Genomic DNA, 24,507 nt, shown 5'->3' on the forward strand with positions numbered 1-24,507 from the left:
TCTCATCGACACCAAGTTGGCAGACCTTCCAGACCCCATCCGCGCTCCGTCGCCCGTTTCGCCGCCGTTGTGGCGCCAGTTGCAGCTCACCGCCGTCGCGCTCGCCTCGATCCGCAGCGGCGTCTCGGGCTCGGTGGCCTTCGAGGCCGTCGATCCGGCCTTGCGGCCGGGCGTCCAGGCGCTGGGCTTCCAGGTGCTGCGCTGGCTCGGCCGGGCCGAGGCCCTGCGACGCCAGCTGGCCAAGCGCACGCCGCCGCCGGCGGCCGATGCCTTGCTCTGCACCGCGCTCGCGCTGGCCTGGGATGCCGCGCTGTCGCCCTACGAGCCGTTCACGCTGGTCGATCAGGCGGTCGAGGCCGCCAAGCGCAACCCCGGCACGCGGGCCCAGGCCAGCTTCATCAATGCCTGCCTGCGCCGCTTTCTGCGCGAACGCGATGAGCTGGTTGCGGCCACCGAGCGCGAGCCGGTCGCGCAATGGAACCATCCGCGCTGGTGGATCGAGCGCCTGCGGCGCGACCATCCGCGCGACTGGCAACGCGTGCTGGCGGCCGACAACACCCAGGGGCCGATGACGCTGCGCGTCAACACGCGCAAGACCGATGTGGCCGCCTACCGGCGCGCCCTGGAAGCCGTGAACCTGCAGGCCGTTCCCGTGGCGGCCAGCGGCCTGCAGTTGCTGGGCGCGCGGCCGGTCCAGGCGCTGCCGGGCTTTGCCGAGGGCGAATGCTCGGTGCAGGATGCGGCGGCCCAGCTGGCCGCGCCCCTTCTGCTCGAAGGACTGCAAGGCGCCGCGCCGCTGCGGGTGCTCGACGCCTGTGCGGCGCCGGGCGGCAAGACCGCCCACCTGCTCGAAGTGGCGGGACCGGATGCGATCGAGCTCACGGCACTCGAAATCGATGCCGGGCGCAGCCGGCGCATCGACGAGACGCTGGCCAGGCTCGGCCTGGCTGCCAAGGTCCTCGTCGCCGATGCCGCGCGGCCGAAGCAGTGGTGGGACGGCCAAGCCTTCGACGCCATCCTGCTCGACGCGCCTTGTACCGCCTCGGGCATCGTGCGGCGCCATCCCGACGTGCGCTGGCTGCGGCGCGAGAGCGATACCGAGCAGCTGGCGCTCCAGCAGGCGATGCTGCTGGCCGCCCTGTGGCCCCTGGTCCGGTCGGGCGGACGTTTGTTGTACTGCACCTGTTCGGTCTTCCGCGAAGAGGGGACGCACCAGATCGATGCGTTCCTTGCACACAACACCGACGCCCGTTTGCTGCCCTCGCCGGGGCATTTGCTGCCGCAAAGCGGGGGGATTGCCCGTGGCGTCCCGGACAATGCCTTGGGTGACCACGACGGATTTTTCTACGCCTTGCTCGAAAAGCAGCCGCGCTGAACGGCGGGGTTCGGTCTGGCTCGCCGCGCTGGCGGTCCTCGCCCTCCTTCTGGCGTGGATGCCGGCCCTGGCGCAGTCGCGCAGCGCCACGGTCAGCCAGCTCCGGCTCGAGCAGGCCGACGACGGTGTCTACCTCAGCGCCCAGGTGCAGTTCGAGCTGCCCGGGCTGGTCGAGGAGGTGCTCGACAAGGGGATCGCGATCTATTTCGTGGCCGACGCCGAGCTCTACCGGGAGCGCTGGTACTGGACCGACCTCAAGGTGGCGCAGGCCACGCGCCACATGCGGCTCGCCTACCAGCCGCTCACGCGCCGCTGGCGGCTCAACGTCTCTCCGGTGCCGATCACGAACGCGGGCTTCGGCGTTTCGCTGAACCAGAATTTCGACACCCTCGAGGATGCGCTCGAAGGCGTGCGGCGCGTGGGCCGGCTGCGGCTGGGCGACATCGCCGAGATCGGTGACGATCACGTGCATCCCGTGAGCTTCCGCTTCCGGCTCGACACCTCGCAGCTGCCGCGGCCCTTCCAGATCGGCGTGGTCGGCCAGGCCGACTGGAACATCTCGGCCGAGCGCAGCGCACGCCTGCCGCTGGAGAAGGCCAAGTGAGTACCGATCCACGCGGCGGCGCAGCAGGGGCGCCGCCACCGCGCCGCCGTTCCCGCGCCATGCGCTGGGCGATCGGGGTCGGCGCCTTCCTGGTCACGGCCATCGGCCTGGTGCTGATGTTCCTGCTCGCGCAGTCCACCAACAACCGTGCCTTCTACGAGGAGAACTACGCGCGTCTGTTCGGCATCAACGTGGTGGTCGCGGTGGTACTGCTGCTGGTGCTCGGATGGGTCGCGTTCCGGCTGCTGCGGCGCCTGCGCCAGGGCAAGTTCGGCAGCCGCCTCCTGATCAAGCTGGCCGCCATCTTCGCGCTCGTGGGCGTGGTGCCCGGCGCGCTGGTGTACCTCGTCTCCTACCAGTTCGTTGCGCGCTCGATCGAGAGCTGGTTCGACGTCAAGGTCGAAGGCGCGCTCGACGCCGGCCTGAACCTGGGCCGCGCCACGCTGGACTCGCTGTCCGACGACCTGGTGAGCAAGGTGCGCAGCGCGAGCAACCAGCTGGCCGAAGTGCCCGACGCGAGAGCGGGCCTGGTGCTCGAACGCATCCGCGACCAGCTCGGCGCCACCGACGTGGTGCTCTGGACCGGCAACGGCCAACTGGTGGCCGGCGCGGGCGCTTCCCGCTTCCAGCTCAATCCCGAACGGCCCACGCCGCAGCAGTTCCGTCAGGTGCGCGCCGACCGCGCGATCGCGCACATCGAAGGCCTCGACGAGACGCCCGCGCCCGGCGCCGCGCCGCCGCCGCCCGCCAGCGTGCGGGCGCTCGCGCTGGTGCAAAGGCCGGGCTTCGAATTCAACACCGAGCCGCGCTTCCTGCAGGTCACGCAGCCGCTGCCGCCGGCGGTGGTGGCCAACGCGCTGGCCGTGCAGGAAGCCAACCGCGAGTACCAGGAAAGAGCGCTGGCGCGCGAAGGGCTGCGCCGCATGTACATCGGCACGCTCACGCTGACGCTGTTCCTCGCCGTGTTCGGCGCGGTGCTGCTCGCGGTGCTGTTCGGCAACCAGCTCGCCCGCCCGCTCCTGGTGCTGGCCGAGGGCGTGCGGCAGGTGGCCGGTGGCGATCTGCGCCCCACCGCGGTACTGCAGGGCAAGGACGAGCTGGGTGGCCTCACGCGCTCCTTCGCCGTCATGACGCAGCAGCTGGCCGATGCGCGCGGCGCGGTCGAAAAGACCATGGGCGAACTCGATGCGGCGCGCGCCAACCTGCAGACCATCCTGGACAACCTGACCTCGGGCGTGATCGTGCTCGATCCCCAAGGCACCGTGCTGTCGACCAACCCCGGTGCCACGCGCGTGCTGCGCGCGCCGCTCGCGGCCTACGAAGGCCAGTTGCTGGCCGACGTGCCCGGCCTCGCCGAGTTCGGGCAGAGCGTGCAGCAGCAGTTCGACGAGTTCCAGGTCGAGCGCCTGCAGCACGGCCTCGACCACTGGCAGCATGCCTTCGAGCTGCATGCGAGCGGGGAGGGCATGTCGCAGGACGCCATCAACATCGTCGCGCGCGGCGCGGAGCTGCCGGGCGATGCCAGGCTCTTGGTGTTCGACGACATCTCCGAGATCGTGTCGGCCCAGCGTGCCCAGGCCTGGGGCGAGGTGGCGCGGCGCCTGGCGCACGAGATCAAGAACCCGCTGACGCCGATCCAGCTCTCGGCCGAGCGCCTCGAAATGAAGCTCACCGGCAAGGTCCCGCCGGCCGAGGAAGCGGTGCTCGCCAAGTCGGTCAAGACCATCGTCGACCAGGTGGACGCGATGAAGCGCCTGGTCAACGAATTCCGCGACTATGCGCGCCTGCCCGCGGCCGACCTGAAGCCGGTGGACCTCAATGCGCTGGTGGCCGACGTGTTGCAGCTCTATGGCGGGGAGAACGCGCCCATCGCGCTGCGCTCCGAACTGGACGAGCGCTGCCCGCCGATCCGCGGCGATGCGCAGCAGATCCGGCAGGTCGTTCACAACCTGTTGCAAAACGCGCAGGACGCGGCTGAGGCTGCCGCCAGCGGCAGCGAGCGGGCCGGCGAGGTCGTCATCCGCACGCGGCTCGGCGACTCGGGCCAGCGCGTGCGCCTCACGGTGCAGGACAACGGGCCGGGTTTCGCCGAGAACATCCTCAAGCGGGCCTTCGAGCCCTACGTCACGACCAAGACCAAGGGCACCGGGCTCGGCCTCGCGGTGGTCAAGAAAATCGCCGACGAGCACGGCGCCCGCATCGAACTTTCGAATCGCATCGTTGATGGGGCTGTGGCTGGCGCACAAGTCTCGTTATCATTCGCGCTGGCAGGCGAGGCGCAGGGAGCGCTCGCACACACCGAAGATTCGAGGTCGCCGTCCGCCTGAGCGCTCCTGCAGTGCGCGCGGGCCGGCAAGCGAGCCCTCTCTATCTACACAGGCGCACAACACAAGCATTCATGGCAAACATCCTCGTGGTCGACGACGAGCTGGGCATTCGGGACCTGCTCTTCGAAATTCTCAATGACGAAGGCCACAACGTGGAACTCGCCGAGAACGCGGCCGAAGCGCGCGCAGCACGGCAGCGCGCGCGCCCGGACCTGGTCCTGCTCGACATCTGGATGCCCGACACCGACGGCGTCACGCTGCTCAAGGAATGGTCCACCGCCGGTCTGCTGAGCATGCCGGTCGTCATGATGAGCGGGCACGCCACCATCGACACCGCGGTCGACGCCACGCGCATCGGCGCCTTTGCCTTCCTCGAAAAACCCATCACCTTGCAGAAGCTGCTGAAAGCGGTCGAGCAGGGACTTGCGCGCGAAAGCGCACGCCGCGCCGCGGCGAGCGTGGTGCCGGCCGCCGCCAACAATCTCTCCGCGGTGGTCACCACGATCGGCGAGAACGCGCTGGTTCCATCGGCGCCGCAAATACCTGCGGTCGACACCGGCCCGCAATCCACGCAGAGCTTCGACCTCGACCGTCCGCTGCGCGACGCGCGCGACGGATTCGAGAAAGCGTACTTCGAATTCCATCTCGCGATGGAGAACGGCTCGATGACGCGCGTGGCCGAGAAGACGGGCCTCGAACGCACCCACCTCTACCGCAAGCTCAAGCAACTTGGCGTCGACCTGTCGAGAGGCCGCCGAGGCACTGTATAATCGCGGGCTGCACACCAAGGCCCGGTAGCTCAGTTGAGTCACACAAGACCAACTGATCAGCCGCAAGTCGAGGCGTACATGGCCCGGTAGCTCAGTTGGTAGAGCAGCGGATTGAAAATCCGCGTGTCGGTGGTTCGATTCCGCCCCAGGCCACCACCCCCTCTTCTCGTACGATCCCAAGACAGCTCAAGAGTCCTTGTAAATCGAGGACTTAGCCTGAAAAGGCGGCTCAGGCGGTATCGTCAAATCCCACAGCGTCCCGTTTCTTGCGCAGCGAGAGCCTAAAGCATCAATGTTGTCTTGCGAAGCGCCGACGTGAACGCGCATTGGAGAGCAGTTGACGTCGCTGCGGCTGGCTGAACGCAGCAGCTAGGGTTCGGACCGTAGAGGGCCGTCGCGATTCCTGGGCCCACTGTCGTCGGGCAGCCATCGAAATTGGCTGGCTCAAAGCGTCATTGCAACGGGCCGGCTACCTGGGAGGGATGCGACACGGATTGCATCAATGGGCGGCGTTAAGCCGCGGACGCGTCTCCTCGCCCCACAGGTGTAGCGCAAGGCCCCGCGCAGCCGAAGAAGTACGAAAGCGTCGCGGTGTCGGTGGCCCGCAACCCGTTTGACGATCCCCAATCGTTGGACGACTCGGCGCTGCGGCCAGCGTTTTCAGTCAGGCGTCTTTGGCCGCGCGTTTGACAGTAGCCAGAAGAGCGCCGGCACCTATGAAGGTGAGACCTGATAGTCGGTTGAAGAGCTTGGCTCGCCCTTTGACCCGCAACCATGGCGCAACACGCGAGGCAAACGTGGCGTAGAACATGAGCCAGAACAGCTCGAAGCACACGAATGTGCCCCCGAGAAGCAGGAACTGCGGAAGCTGAGGCGCGGCCGGATCGATGAACTGAGGGAAGAACGCCGTGAAGAACAGCAATGCCTTCGGATTGCTCGCGCCGACCAGCAAACCCTTGACGTAGAGCGCCAGGCGGCTTGCTCGGCTAGCGACCTGGGACGGAAGGTCAAAACTCGATGTCGTGGACCGCAGCGTGCCGATGCCGATGTAGAGGAGGTAGCCGACGCCAAACCACTTGATCGCGTGGAACAGCGTCTCGGACGCGGCAAGCGCCGCGCCTACGCCGACGGCAGAGCACGTCATGATGCCGACCACCGCTGTGACGCTGCCGATGGCCGAAAAGAATGTGCGTCGCGCACCATGGTTGACTGCGTTGGTGACGCACATCAGGACGCTGGGGCCGGGCGTTACGGTCAGAACAAAGACAGCTGCGACATACAGCAACCATGTTTGGAGGGACATGCAGATTCCTAGCGAATGAAGAGGACTTCTCCGTCCCGAACTGGCCGCGATGCGGCAACCGGCATCGAAGTGCCACGATGCGACGTGCGAATTCTCGCCTCCTAAGACCGAACCGGGAAATTTCAGCGGGCTGCTGTTGCAGATCTACCGCGCGGCGCAGGAGCTGGCCAAGGCTGCGAGGTCTACTCGGCCGCGACATAGTCCGGGTACTGACGGCAGATCTCGTCCACCGCGCTGAGCGTGCCCGACAGGTGCTTGCGTAACGCGGCCTGGGCGGCGGTCGGGTCCTTCGCTTCGATGCCGCGCACGATGGCGCGGTGGTCGCGCAGGATCGCCTCGGTCTTGCCGGCAGTGGGCAAGTGCAGGAGGCGCAGCCGGTCCACGTGGCCCGAGACGCGGCCCACCAGCTCCCACAGGTCGGGCACGCCGCCGGCTTCGTACATCAGGCGATGGAAGGCGCGGTCGGCGCCGACGAAGTCGCCGTAGCGCTGTGCCGCCGACAGCGCTGCCTGCCGGGCGATGGTGGCCTTCATCTGCTCGACCAGCCCCGCGGGCGCGTCCAGCGCGAGCTGGTGTACCAACTCCAGCTCGATGGAGCGGCGCAGGAAATGCGCCTGGCGCGCCGCCGCGATGTCGATGCGGCTGACCAGCGTGGCGTGCTGCGGGAACACGTCCACCAGCCCTTCTTCACTGAGGCGCAGCAGCGCCTCGCGCACCGGCGTCTGGCTCACGCCGAAGTGGTCGGCCAGTTCCTGCCGCGCCAGCACGGTGCCGGGTGCCAGTTCCAGCGAGAGGATGGCGTCGCGCAGTTGCTCCAGCACCTGGGGCGCGGCCAGGCGGGTGCGGTCGAGTCGGATCTTGGGGAGGGCACTCATCGGGGTCGGATTGTGGCATTGACGTACTAATATATTAGTGTTTTAATCCCGTCGACGCGACCTGCGGTCCAAGAGACAACCCCCAATGAAACGCCCCTACGAATCCCTGCGCAGCGCCCGCTGGTTCGCGCCCGACGACTTCCGCTCCTTCGGCCACCGCTCGCGCGTGCTGCAGATGGGCTACAGCTATGCCGACTGGATGGGCAAGCCGGTGATCGCCATCGTCAACACCTGGAGCGATGCCAATCAGTGCCACGCGCATTTCAAGCAGCGGGTGGAGGACGTCAAGCGCGGCATCCTGCAGGCGGGCGGCTTCCCGCTGGAACTGCCGGCCATCTCGCTGTCGGAAAGCATGGTCAAGCCCACCACCATGCTCTACCGCAACTTCCTGGCGATGGAAACCGAAGAGCTGCTGCGCAGCCACCCGGTCGACGGCGCGGTGCTGATGGGCGGCTGCGACAAGACCACGCCCGGCCTCACGATGGGCGCGCTCAGCATGGGCATCCCCTTCATCTACCTGCCGGCCGGGCCCATGCTGCGCGGCAACTGGAAGGGCAAGGTGCTGGGCTCGGGCTCCGATGCCTTCAAGTACTGGGACGAGCGCCGCGCCGGCCGGCTCGGCGAGCAGGCCTGGGCCGAGATGGAGGCCGGCATCGCCCGCAGCCATGGCACCTGCATGACCATGGGCACGGCCGCCACCATGATGGGCATCGCCGAGGCGGTGGGCCTGAGCCTGCCGGGCGCCTCCAGCATTCCCGCGGCCGACGCCAACCACATCCGCATGAGCGCCGACTGCGGCCGCCGCATCGTCGAGATGGTGTGGGAAGACCTCACGCCCGCGAAGATGCTCACGCGCGCCAGCTTCGAGAACGGCATCGCCTGCGCGATGGCCATGGGCTGCAGCACCAACGCCATCGTGCACCTGATCGCGATGTCGCGCCGCGCCGGCCATGCGGTGAGCCTGGATGACTTCGATGCCTTCAGCCGCCGCGTGCCCGTCATCGCCAACATCCGGCCCAGCGGCGACGCCTACCTGATGGAGGACTTCTTCTACGCCGGCGGCCTGCCCGCGATGCTGGAGCGCATCCGCGGCCACCTGCACACCGAGGCGCTCACCGTCAACGGCCGCACCCTCGGCGAGAACATCGAAGGCGCCGAGGTCTATGACGACGATGTCATCCGTCCGCTCGCCAACCCCATCTATGCGGAAGGCGCACTCGCCGTGCTGCGCGGCAACCTGGCGCCCGACGGTGTGGTGATCAAGCCCAGCGCCTGCGCGCCCCACCTCCTGCAGCACAGCGGCCGCGCGCTGGTGTTCGACGACTACCCGGCGCTCAAGAAGGCGGTGGAGGACCCCGAACTCGACGTGACGGGCGACGACATCCTGGTGCTGCGCAACGCCGGCCCGCGCGGCGCCGGCATGCCGGAGTGGGGCATGCTGCCGATCCCGACCAAGCTGCTGAAGCAGGGCGTCAAGGACATGCTGCGCTTGTCCGATGCGCGCATGAGCGGCACCAGCTACGGCGGCTGCCTGCTGCACTGCTCGCCCGAGGCGGCCATCGGCGGCCCGCTGGCGCTGCTGAAGACCGGCGACCGCATCAGCGTGGACGTGCCGGCGCGGCGCATCCACCTTGAGGTCAGCGACGAGGAACTCGCGCTCCGCAAGGCCGGGTGGACGCCGCCGCCGCCGCGCTACGAGCGCGGCTACGGCTGGATGTTCGGCCGCCACATCAAACAGGCCAATGAAGGCTGCGACTTCGACTTCCTGGAAACCGGCTTCGGCAAGCCGGTGCCCGAGCCCGACATCTTCTGATCCGCCTTTAAACCCCACCTTCTTTCGAGAACGGAGACCCCACGTGAATCCCGCCACCCGCGAGCAGCTCATGAAGGTGAGCACCGCCACCCTGTGCACGGCCCTGTTCAAACGCGGCCTGCGCAACCAATTCATCCAGGACGTGCGACCGCTCAACCCGGCCTTGCCCAACATGGTGGGCGAGGCCTTCACGCTGCGCTACATGCCGGCGCGTGAAGACCTGAACCCGATCAGCGTCTTCCTCGACCGCAACCATCCGCAGCGCCAGGCGGTGGAGCAATGTCCCGAAGGCGCCGTGCTGGTGATCGACAGCCGCAAGGACGCGCGCGCCGCCTCGGCCGGCGGCATCCTGGTCACGCGGCTGATGAAGCGCGGCACCGCCGGCGTGGTGACCGACGGCGGCTTCCGCGACAGCCCCGACATTGCGAAGCTCGGGTTCCCGGCCTACCACTGCCGCCCCAGTGCGCCGACCAACCTCACGGTGCACCAGGCCATCGACATCAACGTGCCCATCGGCTGCGGCGACGCGCCGGTGTTTCCCGGTGACGTGATCGTGGGCGATGCCGAAGGCGTGATCGTCATCCCGGCCCACCTGGCCGACGAGATCGCCGCCGAAGCGATCGAGATGACGGCCTTCGAAGACTTCGTGCAGGAAAAGGTGCTCGAAGGCCGCTCCATCCTCGGCCTGTACCCGCCCACCGACGAACAGAGCCGCGCCGACTTCGCAGCCTGGCGCCAGGCCAAAGGCCGCTGAGGTCTTTTCCTTTTTTCACCCCCGAGGAGACAAACCATGCGCTTCACCCGCCGCGCCGCCGCGCTGCTTCTGGCCGCGCTCGCCCCTGTGGCCGCCTGGGCCCAGGCACCCGAATGGCCGGGCGCCAAGCCCATCGTCTACGTCGTGCCCTTCACGGCCGGCGGCTCCACCGACATCGTCGGCCGCACGCTGGCCCAGAAGCTGAGCGAAAGCCTCAAGCAATCGGTGGTGGTCGAGAACAAGCCCGGCCAGGCCGGCGGCATCGGTGCGGCCTACGTGGCCAAGGCCGCGCCCGACGGCTACACCCTCTTCGGCGGCACCATCAGCACGCATGCCATCAACGCCAGCCTCTACAAGAAGCTGCCCTACGACCCGATGAAGGACTTCGAGCCGGTCTCGCTGGTCGCGCGCCTGCCCAACGTGCTGATCGTCAACAGCCAGCTCGGCGTGAACTCGGTGGCCGAACTGGTGGCGCTCTTGAAAAAGGACGAGAGCAAGCGCAGCTTCGCGTCATCCGGCGCCGGCACCTCCACCCACCTGGCCGGCGAGATGTTCGCCGACCTGATCGGCGTGAAGCTCACCCATGTGCCGTATAAGGGCACGCCGCCGGCCATGACCGACGTGGCCGCGGGGCTGGTGCCCTTCATGTTTGATCAGGTGACGGCGGCGCTGCCGCTGGTCAAGAGCGGCAAGCTCAAGCTGCTGGCCGTGACCACCGGCAAGCGCATCGCGCTTGCGCCCGAGCTGCCGACCATGATCGAATCGGGCATTCCCGGCTTCGAGATGTCGTCGTGGCAGGCGGTGTACGCGCCCAAGGGCACACCCAAACCGATCGTGCAGCGCCTCAACGCCGAGATCGTCAAGGCGCTCAAGCAGCCCGACGTGCAGGCCAAGCTCTCGGACCAGCTGGCGATGGAAATCGTGGGCAGCACGCCGGAAGAACTGCGCGAGCACATGGCCCGCGAGATCCCGCGCTGGGCCGAACTGGTGAAGAAGTCCGGCGCGACCGCGGACTGATCCGAATCAACCGCGATCAGTGATCGTGGTGCAGGTAGGCCGCCTGCCGCGGCAGCCGCCAGCTCACGAAGAAGGCGATCGCCATCATCGCTGTCACGTACCAGAAGAAGCTCGATTCGTGGCCCAGCGACTTGAGGCCCAGGGCCACGTATTCGGCCGAGCCGCCGAAGATCGCGTTGGCCACCGCGTAGGCCAGGCCGACTCCGAGGGCGCGCACTTCGGGCGGGAACATCTCGGCCTTCACGATGCCGCTGATCGATGTGTAGAAGCTCACGATCGCCAGCGCCACGATGATCAGCACGAAGGCGAGCCCCGGGCTCGTCACGCTTTGCAGCGCAGTGAGGATCGGCACCGTGGCCAGCGCGCCGAGTCCACCGAACAGCAGCATGTTGTTGCGCCGGCCGATGCGGTCCGACAGCGCGCCGAAGACCGGCTGCATGCACATGTAGACGAAGAGGGCGCAGGTCATCACGTAGCTGGTGGTCTTGATCGGCAGGCCGACCGTGTTGACCAGGTACTTCTGCATGTAGGTGGTGAAGGTGTAGAAGATCAGCGAGCCGCCCGCGGTGAAGCCCAGCACCGTGAAGAAGGCCGCCTTGTGGTGGCGGAACAGGCCCGCGAGCGTGCCGGCCTCCTTGTTGCTGCGGCTCTCGGTGCTCGAAGTCTCGTGCAACTGCCGGCGCAGCTGCATCGCGACCACGGCGGTGATGGCGCCGATCACGAAGGGAATACGCCAGCCCCAGGCCTTGAGTTCGGCCTCGCTCAGCAGCTGTTCGAGAACCACGATCACCAGCACCGCGAGCAGCTGGCCGCCGATCAGCGTGACGTACTGGAAGGACGAGAAGAAGCCGCGCTGGCCGCGCAGCGCCACCTCGCTCATGTAGGTGGCGGTGGTGCCGTACTCGCCGCCGACCGAAAGTCCCTGAAACAGACGCGCGACCAGCAGCAGCGCTGGCGCCCAGGCGCCGATGCTGTCGTAGGTCGGCAGACAGGCGATCGCCAGCGAGCCCGCGCACATCATCGTGACGGAGATCACCATCGAGGTCTTGCGACCCTTGCGGTCCGCGATGCGGCCGAACAGCCAGCCGCCGATCGGCCGCATCAGGAAGCCGGCCGCGAAAACGCCCGCGGTGTTGAGCAGTTGCGCGGTGGGGTCGGATTTCGGGAAGAACGATGCCGCGAAGTAGATCGACGAGAACGCGTAGACGTAGAAGTCGAACCACTCGACCAGATTGCCTGAAGAGGCCCCGACGATGGCGAAGATGCGGTGGCGCTTTTCTTCGGCGGTGTAGTGCTGCGGCACCGTGGCGTCCGCGGCGATGCCCGAAGCGGGCGTGACTGCGCTCATGCGAGCCTCCGTGTCTTGGTGTGTTGTACGGGAGAACCCTCATGCTAAGGCCGCCGGCCACCCGGCATCGGCCAGACGCCGCGATGTCCCTAGAAATCGACCAGGCTCAGGCCGATGCTCAGCACGGTGCGCTTGCGGTTGTAGTCGACCAGCGTGTCGCCATAGCCGTGAAACAGCTGCGTGTGGAAGCGCAGGTTGCTCCTGCTCGAGTTGCCGAGGTCCTTGAGCCATTCGAGCCGCATCGAACCGCGCCCGCTCTCGCGCAGGTTGTTGCGCACCGTCAGCCCGAGCGTGTTGTAGGGGTTCAGATTCCAGCGGCCCGTGAGCTCGGCGCGGCCGATGTAGTTGGAGATGTCGGGGTTGTCGTCCTTCGCAGCATCCTCATGCAGGCGCTGCCACACGCGGCCGGTGAGGGTGAAGCGGTCGTCCAGCTCCATGCCGCCCATCAGGTAGACGCGGTTCCAGCTGCGCGAATAAGGCAGGCTCTGTCCGTTCGACTGGTGCACCAGGCCGAGGCCCGCATAGCGCCAGCGCCAGCCGCCCGCCAGCTGCACGTCGGTGGGATAGACATACATCAGTTCCGGCTCGTGGTCGGTGGTGCGGAAGGGCCGCGAGATCGCGCCGTTGAAGAGCTGCCAGGTGGACTGCTGGCTGTAGCCGAACCACAGCGAATCCTTCTTGACCGGATCGTTCAGCGTCAGCATGCCCTGGATCAGCTTGGTGCGCACCGAAAGCCCGATGCGCATCTCGTTGGCCTGGTAGGCGATGTCGCTGCCGTTGTGGCCGGCAGAGGGCGAGGTCGGCGTCTGCGGCTTGTCCTTGGCCGCCGAGGCGGACACGTTGAGCGGCCGGTAGGCGCGGAAGCTGAAGGTGCCGCAGTCGGTGCCATTCTCGAGTTCCCAGAAACGCGAGAGCGCGGAGTACTGGCGGTCGCGGCAGCCTTCTTCGGTGGCGACGGAGACCACGCGCGTGGCGGGCACGGCGGCGTCCACCGGCGCGGGCGGCTGCGTGTTGGCGAGCACGGGCGGCGCCGCCGGTACCGAGGCCGCGGGCAAGGTCTGCTGCTGGGCCCAGCGGTCGAAGCAGGCCAGCCGCGCCTCCTTACTGTCGGCGAGGCGCTGGCACTGCTGCCAGGTCAGCTGCGCTTCGGCCAGCGGGCTCTGCGGTCTCTCTGCAGGTTGCGCGTGCGCGCCTGCGATGCCGAGGCCGGCAAAGAGCGCCGCGAAAGTGGTGGTGCGTGTGTTCATCATTGCCAACTGCCCGTCTTGGTTAGTACAAAAGGACGTGTGCTGTCGTCGGCGGCGTTTCGCCAGGTTCCTTTGAACTCCTTGCCGCAGGATCCGGCCTGCAGCTCGCCGAGCCAGACGCCGCTGATCGCGCGGCCGTCCATCGATTCGTCGATGTTGAGTTGGCCCTCGTCGTCGATGTCGCCCGCGAGCTGCGCGACCGAGGGGCTTGCCGCGCCGCCGTCACGCGTGATGGTGCCGCGCACGCCGGCGTATTCAGGATGCTTGGCGAGTTGCAGCCGCGCGATGCCCGGCACGCCTTCGAAGCGTGCCTCCCATTGGCCATAGAGCGCCTCGACCGGCAGGTCGCGGCCGCTGGCGGGGCATGCCGGCTGGGCTCCGGCGCTGCCGGCGGCAATGCACAAAGCAGTGAGCAGCGCGTGGCACTTCATGGGGCTGCCGCGGCGGCCGCCGCTGCGGCAGCGTTGTCCTGGACCTTGCGCGCGAATTCGGCGCGCAGTGCCTTGAGTTTCTCGCGCGGGTCTTCCTTGATGGTCTTCTTGTCGAGCGCCATCTCGGCGATGAAGCGGCTCGGCTGCGCCGGCACCATCTCGCGGCCCTGCTTGCGTCGCTTGGTCCAGCTCACCGCCAGGCTGCGCTGCGCGCGCGTGATGCCCACGTACATCAGGCGGCGCTCTTCCTGCAGGCGCTGCAGCGTGTCCTCGCTGACCTTCTCCTGCCGGCCGCCGTCGTCGTCGAGCTTGAAGGGCAAGAGCCCCTCGGTCACGCCGATCAGCATCACGTGCGGCCATTCGAGGCCCTTGGCCGCATGCAGCGTGGAGAGCGTGACCACGTTCTGGTCCTTCTCCCGTTCGCTGATGGTGGAGAGCAGCGAGATGGTCTGCGCGACTTCGAGCAGGCTCTTGCGTTCGCTCTCGACCGTCGCTCCGGAGGCATCGTCGATCTGCCCGCCGCAGCGCTGCGACATCCAGTCGCAGAACTCGAGCACATTGGTCCAGCGGCTGGCCGCGGCCTGTTCGCTGTCCTCGCCGTCGTAGAGGTGCTTCTCGTAGTCGATCTCTTTCAGCCAGTCGGCCAGGAAGCTGCGCGCGTCCTCGGCGCCCATGGTGCGGCGCGCGCGGTATTCGAGGTCGTTGATGTAGCGGCCGAACTCGTGCAGGCCTTCCTGCGCGCGCTTCGGCATCACGCTCGGCAGCGAGGGCGAGAACAGGGCCTCGAACAGGCTCAGCTTGTACTGGCTCGCGAAGGTGCCCAGGCTGGCCAGCGTGGTGTGGCCGATGCCGCGCTTGGGCGTGGTCACGGCGCGCAGGAAGGCCGGGTCGTCGTCGTTGTTGACCCAGAGCCGGAACCAGCCGCACAGGTCCTTGATCTCGGCGCGGTCGAAGAAGCTCTGGCCGCCCGAAACCTTGTAGGGGATCTGCGCTTTGCGCAAGGCCTGCTCGAACACCCGGGCCTGGTGGTTGGCGCGGTAGAGGATCGCGAAATCGCGGAACTCCTTGTACTGCTGGCCTTGCGTGGTGGCGTCGCCGCCGCGCAGGCTCTGGATGCGCGCCACCGTGCGTTCGGCCTCGTGCGCCTCGCTGTCGGCATCGACCACGCGCACCGGCTCGCCCTCGCCGAGTTCGCTGAACAGCGTCTTCGGAAAGAGCTTGGGGTTCGGTCCGATCACGTTGTTGGCCGCGCGCAGGATCGCGCTGGTGCTGCGGTAGTTCTGCTCGAGCTTGATGACCTTGAGATTCGGGTAGTCGATCGGCAGCTTCTTCAGGTTGTCGAGCGTCGCGCCGCGCCAGCCGTAGATCGACTGGTCGTCGTCGCCCACCGCGGTGAAGCGCCCGCGCTCTCCTACCAGCGCCTTCAGCACCTCGTACTGCGTGGCGTTGGTGTCCTGGTATTCGTCGACCAGCACGTGGCCGAGCGCGGCCTGCCACTTGGCGCGCACCTCGTCATGCTGCTGCAGAAGCTTGAGCGGCATGCCGATGAGGTCATCGAAATCCACGCTCTGGTAGGCAGCGAGCCGCTCTTCGTAGCGCCCCATGATGCGCGCCGTGATGCGCTCGTTGTCGTCGGCAGCCTGGGCCTCGGCCTGGGCGGCATTGAGCCCCATGTTCTTCCACTTGCTGATGGTCCACTGCCAGATGCGCGCGGTCGCGGCGTCGGTGGTGCCGCCGGCGTCCTTCAGGATCTTCGTCACGTCGTCGCTGTCGAGGATGCTGAAGGCCGGCTTCAGGCCCAGCACGGCGCCGTCTTCGCGCATCATGCGCACGCCCAGCGCGTGGAAGGTGCACACCACCACATGCTTCGCGTCGCGTCCGATCAGCCCCTTGGCGCGCTCGCGCATCTCGGCTGCTGCCTTGTTGGTGAAGGTGATGGCCGCGATGCGCTTGGGCTCCAGCCCCGCCTGGATCAGGCGCGCGATCTTGTGCGTGATGACGCGCGTCTTGCCCGAACCCGCACCCGCGAGCACGAGGCAGGGACCGTGCATGTAGTTGACGGCTTCTTGTTGCGCGAGGTTGAGACCGGAGGACATGAGGCGAGGGGAAGGGGGCGCAAAGCGGGCAATGATACGGGGCGCCGTCGGGCGACCTCAGATGTATGGCGGTGTTAAACCCGTTCGCATTTGTGATCGGCGCCGCCGCATGAAGAAAACAAGACATCCGCTCACCATCGCCTTCTGGTCCGCGCTCGCCACGGTGGCGGCAACGCTGGTCGTGCTGAACTTCCTGCCCGGCGAAAAGAAGATCGAGCAGCACATCGAGCGCGAGTACAGCCTGCACGATGCGCAGTTCCGCCGTGCGATGGGCGTCCTGCTCGGGCCGCCGGTCACGGAGGGCAACCGGTTCGAGGCGCTGATCAACGGCGACCGGATCTTTCCGCCGATGCTCGCGGCCATCCGCGGCCATCCGCGGCGCGAAGAAGAGCGTCACCTTCGAGACCTACATCTACTGGTCCGGCGACATCGGCCGCGCCTTTGCCGATGCGCTGTCGGAACGCGCCCGCGCCGGCATCAAGGTGCATGTGCTGCTCGACTGGGTAGGCAGCCAGAAGATCGAGGAGAAGATTCTGCAATCGATGGAAGAAGCAGGCGTGGAGATCCGCAGGTTCCACAAGCCGAGCTGGTACGACATCGCGCGTTTCAACAACCGCACGCACCGCAAGCTGCTGGTGGTCGACGGCGTGGTGGGCTTCACCGGCGGCGTGGGCATCGCGCCCGAGTGGACCGGCAACGCGCAGGACCCCGACCATTGGCGCGACTCGCACTACAAGGTGGAAGGGCCGGTGGTCGCGCAGATGCAGGCCGTTTTCATGGACAACTGGATCAAGGTATCGGGCGAGGTGCTGCACGGCGAGCGCTACTTCCCGGCCATTGCGCTGCGCGGCGGCGGTGCGGCCCAGATGTTAAGCAGCTCGCCCTCGGGCGGCAGCGAGAGCATGCACCTGATGTACCTGCTGTCGATCGCGGCGGCCACCAGGACCATCGATCTCTCGAGCGCCTACTTCGTGCCCGACGATCTCGCGCGCGATGCCCTCATCGCCGCGGTGAAGCGCGGCGTGCGCGTGCGCATCATCACGCCCGGCCCGATCATGGACGCGCAGACCGTGCGCCGCGCGTCGCGCGCCGGATGGGGTCCGCTGCTCGAAGCCGGCGTGCAGATGAGCGAATACCAGCCGACCATGTACCACTGCAAGGTGATGGTGGTCGACGACCTGTTGGTGTCTGTCGGCTCGACCAACTTCGACAACCGTTCCTTGCGCCTCAACGACGAGGCCAACCTCAATATCTACGACGAGGCCTTCGCCCGGGCGCAGGTGGCGGTGTTCGAGGACGATCTCGCGAAGAGCAAGGCGGTGAGCTTCGCCCAGTGGCAGGACCGGCCATGGCGCGAGAAGTTGATGGAGCACCTGGCCGCGCTGCTGGGGCCGCAGCTCTGAGTACCGCGGCAACGACAATCGCCCGCGTGCTGCAGATCCTCTTCGTCACCATCCCCTTCTTCGCCTTGATCGCGGCCGGCTACGCAGCGGCTCGCACCGGTGCGCTGCCGCTCGCGGCAATTCCGGGGCTCAATGCCTTCGTGCTCTATTTCGCGCTGCCGTGCATGCTGTTTCGCTTCGGCGCTGCAGCGCCGATCGCGCAGCTGCTCGATGCCGGCGTGGCGCTGGTGTGGGGGGCGAGCGCGTTGATCGTGGTTGCAGCCACGGTGGCCCTGGCGCGCAGGCAGCGCATCGGTTGGAACGATGCGGCCTTCGGTGCGCTGGTGGCTGCGTTTCCGAACACGGGCTTCATGGGCGTGCCGCTGCTGGTCGCGATCCTCGGCACGCAGGCGGCGTCTCCGATGATCATCACGATCGCTTTCGATCTGGTCGTGACCTCTTCGCTGTGCATCGCGCTGTCGCGCCTGGCCGGCGCCGACGAGCACGGTGCGGCCAAGGCAGCCCGACAGGCCTTGCGCGGCATCGTGCAGAACCCGATGCCATGGGCCATCGTGCTCGGCGGGCTGGCATCGGCCACGCGCCTTGGGCTCCCGGCGCCGGTCGAACGCACGATCGCGATGCTAGCCGATGCCGCCTCGCCGGTGGCGCTGTTCACCATCGGCGCGGTACTGGCGCGCTCGTCGCTGCTGGCGCGCGAGCACCGGGCGAGCGCGCTCGTCGCCGCCGCGATGGGCAGCGCCTCGCAGCCGCTGCGAAAGGCGCCGCTTGCCGACGTGCTCTGCGTCGCGGCGATCAAGCTGCTGCTGCATCCCTTGCTGGTCTATGGCCTCGCGCGAGGCGCGATCGCGCTGGGCCTGCCGCTCGGCCAACCGGCGCTGATGGCGATCGTTCTGGTGGCCGCGCTGCCGAGCGCAAGCAACGTGTCGATGCTGGCCGAGCGCTTCGGTGCCGACAACGGGCGCATTGCGCGCGTCATTCTGTGGACCACCGTGGCAGCCTTCTTCAGCTTTCCCCTGGCGGTGAGATGGATGGCTAGTCGGGGCTAACTTCGGAAGCCCATTGCCGTCGGCAATCTCTGTTTCAGAATATTTCCTACAAGACGCCGTCACTCCTCGGTGGATAGTGTGAACTATTGCTTTTGACTAATGCTTAGGTTTGCATTCGCGCTGCTAAAGTGGCGCCAGATACCGGGGGAACGGCATGACGACTTTGACGCGCTGGGTGCTTTGGGTGGCGTGGCTCGCTACCGTCAGTTGGCTTTGGCTCGTGGGTGCGCTGGGCATCGGTAGTGCGCTCGCGACGGGCGCAGCGAGCCTTTTGCTGTTTGCATGGCCGGGTCATTCGCACCGGCGGCGCCGGTCGGAACTGCGCTATATCGAGATGGGCAAGCAGCCCGTGGGCCTGCCCTGAGCCGCACTCAGATGCTGTGCGGGTCCACGTCGACCAGCCAGCGGATCACGCCCTTGCCCTCGGGCTGCCGTCGCAGTCCGTGCAACAGCGGCTGCCAGGCCGCCAGCAGGCGCTGAAGCGCCGCGCGCGACGCGCTTTCGACCAGCATCTGCGCCCGCTCCACATTCGCCACGCGCTGGATCGCCAGCGGCACGGCCGGGTAGCGGGTCACGCGCTCGGCCCCTTCCAGCGCATCGGCCGCCTCGCTGGCGGCATTCAGAAAAGCCTGTGCCGCCTCCTGCGTCCGGGCGTCGGCCCGCAGCAACGCCTGGAAGGCGTAGGGCGGCATGCCGGCAGCGGCGCGCTCTTCGAGTTCGCGCTGGGCGAAAGCCGGGTAGTCGTGCCGGCGCAGCGCCGCGAACAGCGCATGCTGCGGATGGTGGGTCTGGATCCACATCTCGGCGGTCGCGCCCTGCGCTGAAAGATAGGCGGCGTCGCGTCCCGCGCGTCCCGCCGACTGCATCAGCAGGCTGAACAGCCGTTCCGGCGCGCGGAAATCACTCGAGAAGAGCGCGCCGTCGGGATTGACCGCGGCCACCAGCGTGATGCGCCGGAAGTCGTGGCCCTTGGCGATCATTTGCGTGCCCACCAGCACGTCGACCTCGCCCGCATGCACGGCGGCGAGCTGCGATTCGAGCGCGCCTTGGCGGCGCGTGCTGTCGGCGTCGATGCGCGCGATGCGCACCGCGCTGCCATCGGGCCGCTTCACGCTCGCGAACAGCTCGCCCAGGTGCTCCTCGAGGCGTTCCGTGCCGCGGCCCACCGGCGCGATGTCGGGGTTGCCGCAGGCCGGGCAGGCGCGCGGCACGCGCTCGGTGAAGCCGCAGTGGTGGCAGCGCAGCGTGCGGTCGATCTTGTGGAACACGCGGTAGGCGCTGCAGTGCGGGCATTCGCTCTTCCAGCCGCAGTCGCCGCAGGCCAGCACCGGCGCATAGCCGCGCCGATTGAGGAACACCATGCTTTGCTCGCCGCGCGCGATGCGCTGGCCGATGGCATCGAGCAGCGCGCCCGAAAGCACGGTCCTGGGCGGCTGCAGGTTCATGTCGACCAGCCGAACGGCGGGCAGCGCCACGGCGCCGATGCGCGAGGGCATGGCCAGCCGCAGATAGCGCCCGCCGGCATCCTCGCCCGCGGCCGGCCGGCTCTGGTGCCAGCTTTCGAGCGAGGGCGTGGCCGAGCCGAGCATCACCTTCGCGCCTTCGCGCTGGCCGCGCCACACCGCCAGGTCGCGCGCCGAGTAGCGCGCGCCTTCCTGCTGCTTGTAGCTGGGGTCGTGCTCCTCGTCGACCACGATCAACTTCAGCGCCGGCATCGACGCGAACACTGCCATGCGCGTGCCGAGCACGATGCGCGCTGCGCCGTTGTGCGCCGCGAGCCAGCTGGCCAGGCGCTGCGGATTCGTCATGCCGCTGTGCAACGAGACCACGGTGCCGTCGCCGAAGCGCTCCTTGAAACGTGCTTCGAGCTGCGGCGTGAGGTTGATCTCGGGCACCATCACCAGCGCTTGCGCGGAGGGCTCGCGCGCCAGCAGCGCCGCCACGGCCTGCAGGTAGATCTCGGTCTTGCCGCTGCCGGTGCTGCCGAACAGCAGGAAGGGGCCGGTCTCGGCATCGAAGCGGGCCAGTGCGTCGGCTTGCTCGGCAGACAGTGCCAGGCCGTCGGGCGCCGCGCCGGCGGCAGGGGAGTGCGCCGGCACGGCTTGGCGCTTGAGCCGCCGCGCCAGCTGCACCGCGCTCAGGTCGCGCAGCTGGGGCGGCAGCGCGGCCAGCGCAATCTCGCCGAGCGAGCGCTGGTAGTAGCGGGCGGCAAAGGCCACCAGGTCGCGCCAGGCATCGTTCAGCGGCGGCAACCCATCGAGCACGGCGGCGACGGGCTTGAGTTCCATGGCGGGCGCCGCGCCGTCCTCGAGCGCATGGACCGCCCATGCCACGCCCAGCACCTCGCGACGACCCAGCGGCACCCGCAGCAAGGACCCGATGGCCGGCGTTTCGGCGCTGGCGTAGCTCAGTACATCCCCTAATGCGCTGTGCGCAGGAGTCTGGACCGCGACGTCGATGCGCCAGTTCAAGGCGTGGTCCTGTTACGGCCGTTGGTTAAAGCAAGTTGTAGCAATGCGGCTTAAGTCGTTGATTTGCCTGCGCTTTGGAAGCCATCCAGAGTTTGTGTGGATAACTTTGTTGATATCCGGGCCCGACTCGCCGCCAGCCCTTGAAAATCAAGGCTCCGGCTGGAATGCCCGCAAAAAAAGCAAAGTTCAAAGTCCATATAAATCAATGACTTAGCGACGCCATCGCTTTAGGAGCAGGGATTTGCGGTCCAAAGATATTTTTGCGCAGCGCAGCAAGTGTTTTGTGCATAAGTCAGTCGGTCCTCACCCTTTCGACTTGACAAATGCGAATCGGTCGTTCTTAGGTACTTACAACCTATAACAGTCGCTTCAGACACGCAGCGCGCGCGATTGCGCATGCACCGCAGCGACCAGCGCCGCAACGTGATCGGGCGGCGTGAACTGGCTGATGCCGTGGCCCAGGTTGAAGATGTGGGTCGGCCCGGTCGAAGCGCGATCGGTGTGCGGCCGTCCGAAGCTCTGCAGCACCTTCGCCACCTCGGCCTCGATCTGCGCGGGCGCGGCGAACAGCACGTTGGGATCGATGTTGCCCTGCAGCGCCTTGGCCCCTGCACCTTCGCCCACGAGTGCGCGTGCGTGGCCGAGGTTGACGGTCCAGTCCAGGCCCAGCACCTCGCAGTCGAGCGCGCGCATGTCTTCGAGCCAGAGTCCGCCGCCCTTGGTGAAGACGATGCGCGGCACCGGCAGGCCGTCGGCACCTTCGCGCTTCAGCTGCGCGAGCACGCGCGCGGTGTAGGCCAGGCTGAAATCCTGGAAGGCGCCGTCGGCCAGCACGCCGCCCCAGCTGTCGAACACCATCACGGCCTGCGCGCCGGCGTCGATCTGCGCGTTGAGATACGCGGCCACGGCATCGGCATTCACCGCGAGCAGGCGGTGCATGAGATCGGGGCGGCTGTAGAGCAGGGTCTTGACCTGCCGATAGTCGCTCGATCCCGCCCCCTCGACCATGTAGCAGGCCAGCGTCCAGGGGCTGCCCGAGAAGCCGATCAGCGGCACCCGGCCATCGAGTGCGCGGCGGATCGATGCGACCGCGTCGAACACGTAGCGCAGCTTGGCCATGTCGGGCACTGCGAGCGCGCCGATCGCGGCTTCGTCGCGCACCGGCCGTGCGAAACGCGGCCCTTCGCCGGCCTCGAAGGAGAGGCCCAGGCCCATCGCATCGGGCACCGTGAGGATGTCGGAGAACAGGATCGCGGCATCAAGCGGATAGCGCTCGAGCGGCTGCAGCGTGACCTCGGTGGCGTAGTCCACGTTGGTGGCCAAGCCCATGAAGCTGCCGGCGCGGGCCCGCGTCGCCACGTATTCGGGCAGGTAGCGCCCGGCCTGGCGCATCAGCCAGACGGGGGTGTGATCGGTGGCCTGGCGCCAGCAGGCGCGCAGGAAAGTGTCGTTCTGAAGTGGCGCGAAAGGCATCCTGCGATTGTCGCAGGGCAGGCTCATTCGGCGGCGCGCCCGGCCTGCCCCAATGCCTGTGCGAGGAAGTCGACGAAGGCGCGCACGCGCGTCGAAAGCTGGTAGCGCTGTGGATAGACCGCGTAGATGTCGGCCCCGGGCGTGCGGTACTGGGGCAGCACCTGCACCAGGCGGCCGCTGCGCAGGTAGCGGTTGATGTCCCATTCCGCGCGCATCACGATGCCATGCCCGTCGAGCGCCCACCTGACCGCGATCTCGCCGTCGTTGGTCGTGAGGCTGCCGCGCGTCTTGATGGCCTCGGTGCGCTGGCGCGCGCCGCGGCCGGTGCTCAGGCGCCACAGGCCGTAGGCCTCGTCGCCCTGCCGGATGCCGATGCAGTTGTGACGCATCAGGTCGCGCGGCACTTTCGGCTGGCCGCAGCGCGCTAGGTAGGCGGGCGAGGCGCAGAGCAGGCGCTGGTTGGCCGCGATGCGCCGCGCGATGACGCGTGCGTCCGGCGGCTCGCCGAAGCGGATGCAGACGTCGAAGGCATCGTCGCTGAAGGGCGGCGGATTCACCGACAGCTGCAGCTGCACGTCGACCTCCGGATGGCTGCGCACGAAGCGCGAGATCACCGGCGCCACATGCGTGCGCCCGAAGCCCAGGGTCGCGTTCACGCGCAGCAGGCCCTTGGGGCTGCCTTTCGACTGGCTCAGCAGTTCGTCCAGGTCGGCGATCTCGTCGAGGATGCTGCGTGCGCGTTCGAGCAGCACCTCGCCCTCGGGCGTGAGGCTCATGCGGCGCGTGGTGCGGTTGACCAGCGTCACGCCCAGGCGGCCTTCCATCTGCGCCAGCCGCTTGCTGACGGCGGCCGTGCTGATCCCCAGGTCGCGGCCGGCCGCGCTGAGGCTGGGGGCGCTCGCCAGCGCCGAGAAGAAGCCGAGCTCGGCCGGTTGGATGCCGCTGGTCATGGGTATCGATTGTTGAACGCAGGTTAACGATGGCTTGAATCCAGGCCCGCATCGTAGAGCTGTCCGGCTCCTACAGTCAGCCCATCTTTTCAACAGGGGCTGACTCATGAAGACATACCGCATCGCCACCATTCCCGGCGACGGCATCGGCAAGGAAGTGATCCCGGCCGGCCGTCAGGTGATGGAAGCGCTGGCCGCCGCCTCGGGCGGCCAGCTGAACTTCGAGTTCGAGGATTTCGGCTGGGGCGGCGACTGGTTCCGCCAGCACGGCGTGATGATGCCGGACGACGGCTTGGCCGCACTGCGCGACAAGGACGCCATCCTGTTCGGCTCTGCCGGCGACCCGCACATCCCCGACCACGTCACACTGTGGGGCCTGCGCCTGAAGATCTGCCAGGGCTTCGACCAGTACGCCAACGTGCGGCCGACGCGCATCCTGCCGGGCATCGACGGGCCGCTCAAGCGCTGCACGCCCGAGCAGTTGAACTGGGTGATCGTGCGCGAGAACTCCGAGGGCGAGTACGCCGGCGTCGGCGGCCGCGTGCACCAGGGCCATCCGATCGAGGCCGCGACCGACGTCAGCATGATGACCCGCGCCGGCGTCGAGCGCATCATGCGCTTCGCCTTCCGGCTCGCCCAATCGCGCCCGCGCAAGCTGCTGACCGTGGTCACCAAGTCGAACGCGCAGCGCCATGCGATGGTGATGTGGGACGAGATCGCGGTGCAGATCGCAAAGGAGTTTCCCGATGTCACCTGGGACAAGGAACTGGTCGACGCCGCCACCGCGCGCATGGTCAACCGCCCCGCCACGCTCGACACCATCGTCGCCACCAACCTGCATGCCGACATCCTGAGCGACCTGGCGGCCGCGCTGGCCGGCAGCCTGGGCATCGCGCCCACCGGCAACATCGATCCCGAGCGCCGCTACCCCTCGATGTTCGAGCCGATCCACGGCTCCGCCTTCGACATCATGGGCAAGGGCCTGGCCAATCCGGTCGGCACCTTCTGGTCGGTCGTGATGCTGCTCGAACACCTGGGCGAGGCCGCGACCGCCGCGCGCCTGATGGAGGCGGTGGAGCATGTGACCGCCAACCCTGCGCTCCATACCCGCGATCTCGGCGGCAGCGCGACGACCGACGACGTGACCCGCGCCGTCTGCGGCCACATCGCCGCCGCGCAGGCGCAGCGCCGCGCGGCCTGAGAG

General features: G+C 67.8%; 19 protein-coding genes, 1 tRNA gene and 1 pseudogene. 12 read left to right on the forward strand and 9 right to left on the reverse strand.

The annotated features are described in order from the left end of the window. Positions 1–16: 16 nt before the first annotated feature. The 5 genes from rsmB (at position 17) to ACSQ9I_RS04170 (ending at position 5,232) form a co-directional block, all read left to right on the forward strand. Positions 17–1,375 carry a 16S rRNA (cytosine(967)-C(5))-methyltransferase RsmB gene (gene rsmB, locus ACSQ9I_RS04150; RefSeq protein WP_244504094.1) on the forward strand — a complete coding sequence of 453 codons (1,359 nt, stop codon included), beginning with the start codon at positions 17–19 and terminating at the stop codon, positions 1,373–1,375. Positions 1,376–1,433: 58 nt separating this feature from the next. Next, the gene (locus ACSQ9I_RS04155) at positions 1,434–1,979 is read left to right on the forward strand and encodes a DUF4390 domain-containing protein (RefSeq protein ID WP_436295420.1); all 546 of its coding nucleotides are present in this window, start codon (positions 1,434–1,436) and stop codon (positions 1,977–1,979) included. Between the two features lie 59 nt (positions 1,980–2,038). Beyond that, positions 2,039–4,306: an ATP-binding protein gene (locus ACSQ9I_RS04160; RefSeq protein ID WP_436315711.1), complete on the forward strand. Its 2,268-nt coding sequence runs from the start codon at positions 2,039–2,041 to the stop codon at positions 4,304–4,306. Between the two features lie 71 nt (positions 4,307–4,377). Further along, the gene (locus ACSQ9I_RS04165) at positions 4,378–5,076 is read left to right on the forward strand and encodes a response regulator (protein ID WP_436302783.1); all 699 of its coding nucleotides are present in this window, start codon (positions 4,378–4,380) and stop codon (positions 5,074–5,076) included. An 80-nt stretch (positions 5,077–5,156) separates the two neighbouring features. Continuing rightward, positions 5,157–5,232, forward strand: a tRNA-Phe gene (locus ACSQ9I_RS04170). A gap of 508 nt (positions 5,233–5,740) precedes the next feature. Here ACSQ9I_RS04170 and ACSQ9I_RS04175 read toward each other — a convergent pair. Both ACSQ9I_RS04175 and ACSQ9I_RS04180 read right to left on the reverse strand, forming a co-directional pair. Next, complete coding sequence (locus ACSQ9I_RS04175; protein ID WP_436312366.1) at positions 5,741–6,379, reverse strand: LysE family translocator; 639 nt, start codon at positions 6,377–6,379, stop codon at positions 5,741–5,743. Positions 6,380–6,561: 182 nt separating this feature from the next. Continuing rightward, the gene (locus tag ACSQ9I_RS04180; RefSeq protein ID WP_436302786.1) at positions 6,562–7,254 is read right to left on the reverse strand and encodes a GntR family transcriptional regulator; all 693 of its coding nucleotides are present in this window, start codon (positions 7,252–7,254) and stop codon (positions 6,562–6,564) included. A gap of 85 nt (positions 7,255–7,339) precedes the next feature. Between ACSQ9I_RS04180 and araD the strand changes: the two genes are divergently transcribed. Genes araD through ACSQ9I_RS04195 form a run of 3 tightly spaced genes read left to right on the forward strand, consistent with a single transcriptional unit; the run spans position 7,340 to position 10,838 of the window. Beyond that, on the forward strand, positions 7,340–9,067 hold the full coding sequence (araD, locus tag ACSQ9I_RS04185; RefSeq protein WP_436312367.1) for an L-arabinonate dehydratase: 1,728 nt from the start codon (positions 7,340–7,342) through the stop codon (positions 9,065–9,067). A 43-nt stretch (positions 9,068–9,110) separates the two neighbouring features. Continuing rightward, positions 9,111–9,821, forward strand: a complete 711-nt coding sequence (locus tag ACSQ9I_RS04190) for a ribonuclease activity regulator RraA (protein ID WP_436302788.1) — start codon at positions 9,111–9,113, stop codon at positions 9,819–9,821. A 36-nt stretch (positions 9,822–9,857) separates the two neighbouring features. Further along, positions 9,858–10,838: a Bug family tripartite tricarboxylate transporter substrate binding protein gene (locus ACSQ9I_RS04195; RefSeq protein WP_436295422.1), complete on the forward strand. Its 981-nt coding sequence runs from the start codon at positions 9,858–9,860 to the stop codon at positions 10,836–10,838. A 16-nt stretch (positions 10,839–10,854) separates the two neighbouring features. Here the strand turns inward: ACSQ9I_RS04195 and ACSQ9I_RS04200 are convergent, their stop codons facing one another. The 4 genes from ACSQ9I_RS04200 to ACSQ9I_RS04215 all read right to left on the reverse strand — a co-directional run bounded on the left by ACSQ9I_RS04200 (position 10,855) and on the right by ACSQ9I_RS04215 (position 15,960). Next, positions 10,855–12,186 carry an MFS family transporter gene (locus ACSQ9I_RS04200; RefSeq protein WP_093111315.1) on the reverse strand — a complete coding sequence of 444 codons (1,332 nt, stop codon included), beginning with the start codon at positions 12,184–12,186 and terminating at the stop codon, positions 10,855–10,857. An 89-nt stretch (positions 12,187–12,275) separates the two neighbouring features. Beyond that, positions 12,276–13,433 carry a phospholipase A gene (locus ACSQ9I_RS04205; RefSeq protein WP_436295424.1) on the reverse strand — a complete coding sequence of 386 codons (1,158 nt, stop codon included), beginning with the start codon at positions 13,431–13,433 and terminating at the stop codon, positions 12,276–12,278. Continuing rightward, positions 13,433–13,864 (reverse strand): hypothetical protein, encoded by a 432-nt coding sequence (locus ACSQ9I_RS04210; RefSeq protein WP_093111319.1) that lies wholly within the window; start codon positions 13,862–13,864, stop codon positions 13,433–13,435. Before ACSQ9I_RS04210 ends, ACSQ9I_RS04205 begins: the two co-directional genes overlap by 1 nt. Further along, entirely contained in the window at positions 13,861–15,960 is a 2,100-nt protein-coding gene (locus tag ACSQ9I_RS04215) for an ATP-dependent helicase (RefSeq protein WP_093111321.1), read from the reverse strand. The genes ACSQ9I_RS04210 and ACSQ9I_RS04215 overlap by 4 nt, the downstream gene beginning before the upstream one ends. Before the next feature lie 109 nt (positions 15,961–16,069). Between ACSQ9I_RS04215 and ACSQ9I_RS04220 the strand changes: the two are divergent. From ACSQ9I_RS04220 to ACSQ9I_RS04230, 3 genes and pseudogenes are all read left to right on the forward strand, one after another. Continuing rightward, positions 16,070–17,363: pseudogene (locus ACSQ9I_RS04220) on the forward strand (phospholipase D-like domain-containing protein). 26 nt (positions 17,364–17,389) lie between these two features. After that, positions 17,390–18,409 carry an AEC family transporter gene (locus ACSQ9I_RS04225; protein ID WP_436312368.1) on the forward strand — a complete coding sequence of 340 codons (1,020 nt, stop codon included), beginning with the start codon at positions 17,390–17,392 and terminating at the stop codon, positions 18,407–18,409. Positions 18,410–18,563: 154 nt separating this feature from the next. Next, positions 18,564–18,773 (forward strand): hypothetical protein, encoded by a 210-nt coding sequence (locus ACSQ9I_RS04230; protein ID WP_093111325.1) that lies wholly within the window; start codon positions 18,564–18,566, stop codon positions 18,771–18,773. A gap of 7 nt (positions 18,774–18,780) precedes the next feature. On the opposite strand, the gene ACSQ9I_RS04235 is transcribed toward ACSQ9I_RS04230, so the two are convergent. The 3 genes from ACSQ9I_RS04235 to ACSQ9I_RS04245 form a co-directional block, all read right to left on the reverse strand. After that, positions 18,781–20,880, reverse strand: a complete 2,100-nt coding sequence (locus tag ACSQ9I_RS04235) for a primosomal protein N' (protein ID WP_436312369.1) — start codon at positions 20,878–20,880, stop codon at positions 18,781–18,783. Between the two features lie 369 nt (positions 20,881–21,249). After that, the gene (gene hemE, locus ACSQ9I_RS04240) at positions 21,250–22,353 is read right to left on the reverse strand and encodes a uroporphyrinogen decarboxylase (protein ID WP_436295427.1); all 1,104 of its coding nucleotides are present in this window, start codon (positions 22,351–22,353) and stop codon (positions 21,250–21,252) included. Positions 22,354–22,376: 23 nt separating this feature from the next. Then, positions 22,377–23,303, reverse strand: a complete 927-nt coding sequence (locus ACSQ9I_RS04245) for a LysR family transcriptional regulator (RefSeq protein WP_436295428.1) — start codon at positions 23,301–23,303, stop codon at positions 22,377–22,379. Positions 23,304–23,409: 106 nt separating this feature from the next. Here ACSQ9I_RS04245 and ACSQ9I_RS04250 point away from each other — a divergent pair, with 106 nt between their 5' ends. Continuing rightward, positions 23,410–24,504, forward strand: a complete 1,095-nt coding sequence (locus tag ACSQ9I_RS04250; protein WP_436302794.1) for a tartrate dehydrogenase — start codon at positions 23,410–23,412, stop codon at positions 24,502–24,504. Positions 24,505–24,507: the final 3 nt, after the last annotated feature.

The sequence above is a fragment of the Variovorax sp. LjRoot84 genome (assembly GCF_964254305.1).
In the GTDB taxonomy this organism is placed as follows: domain Bacteria; phylum Pseudomonadota; class Gammaproteobacteria; order Burkholderiales; family Burkholderiaceae_C; genus Variovorax.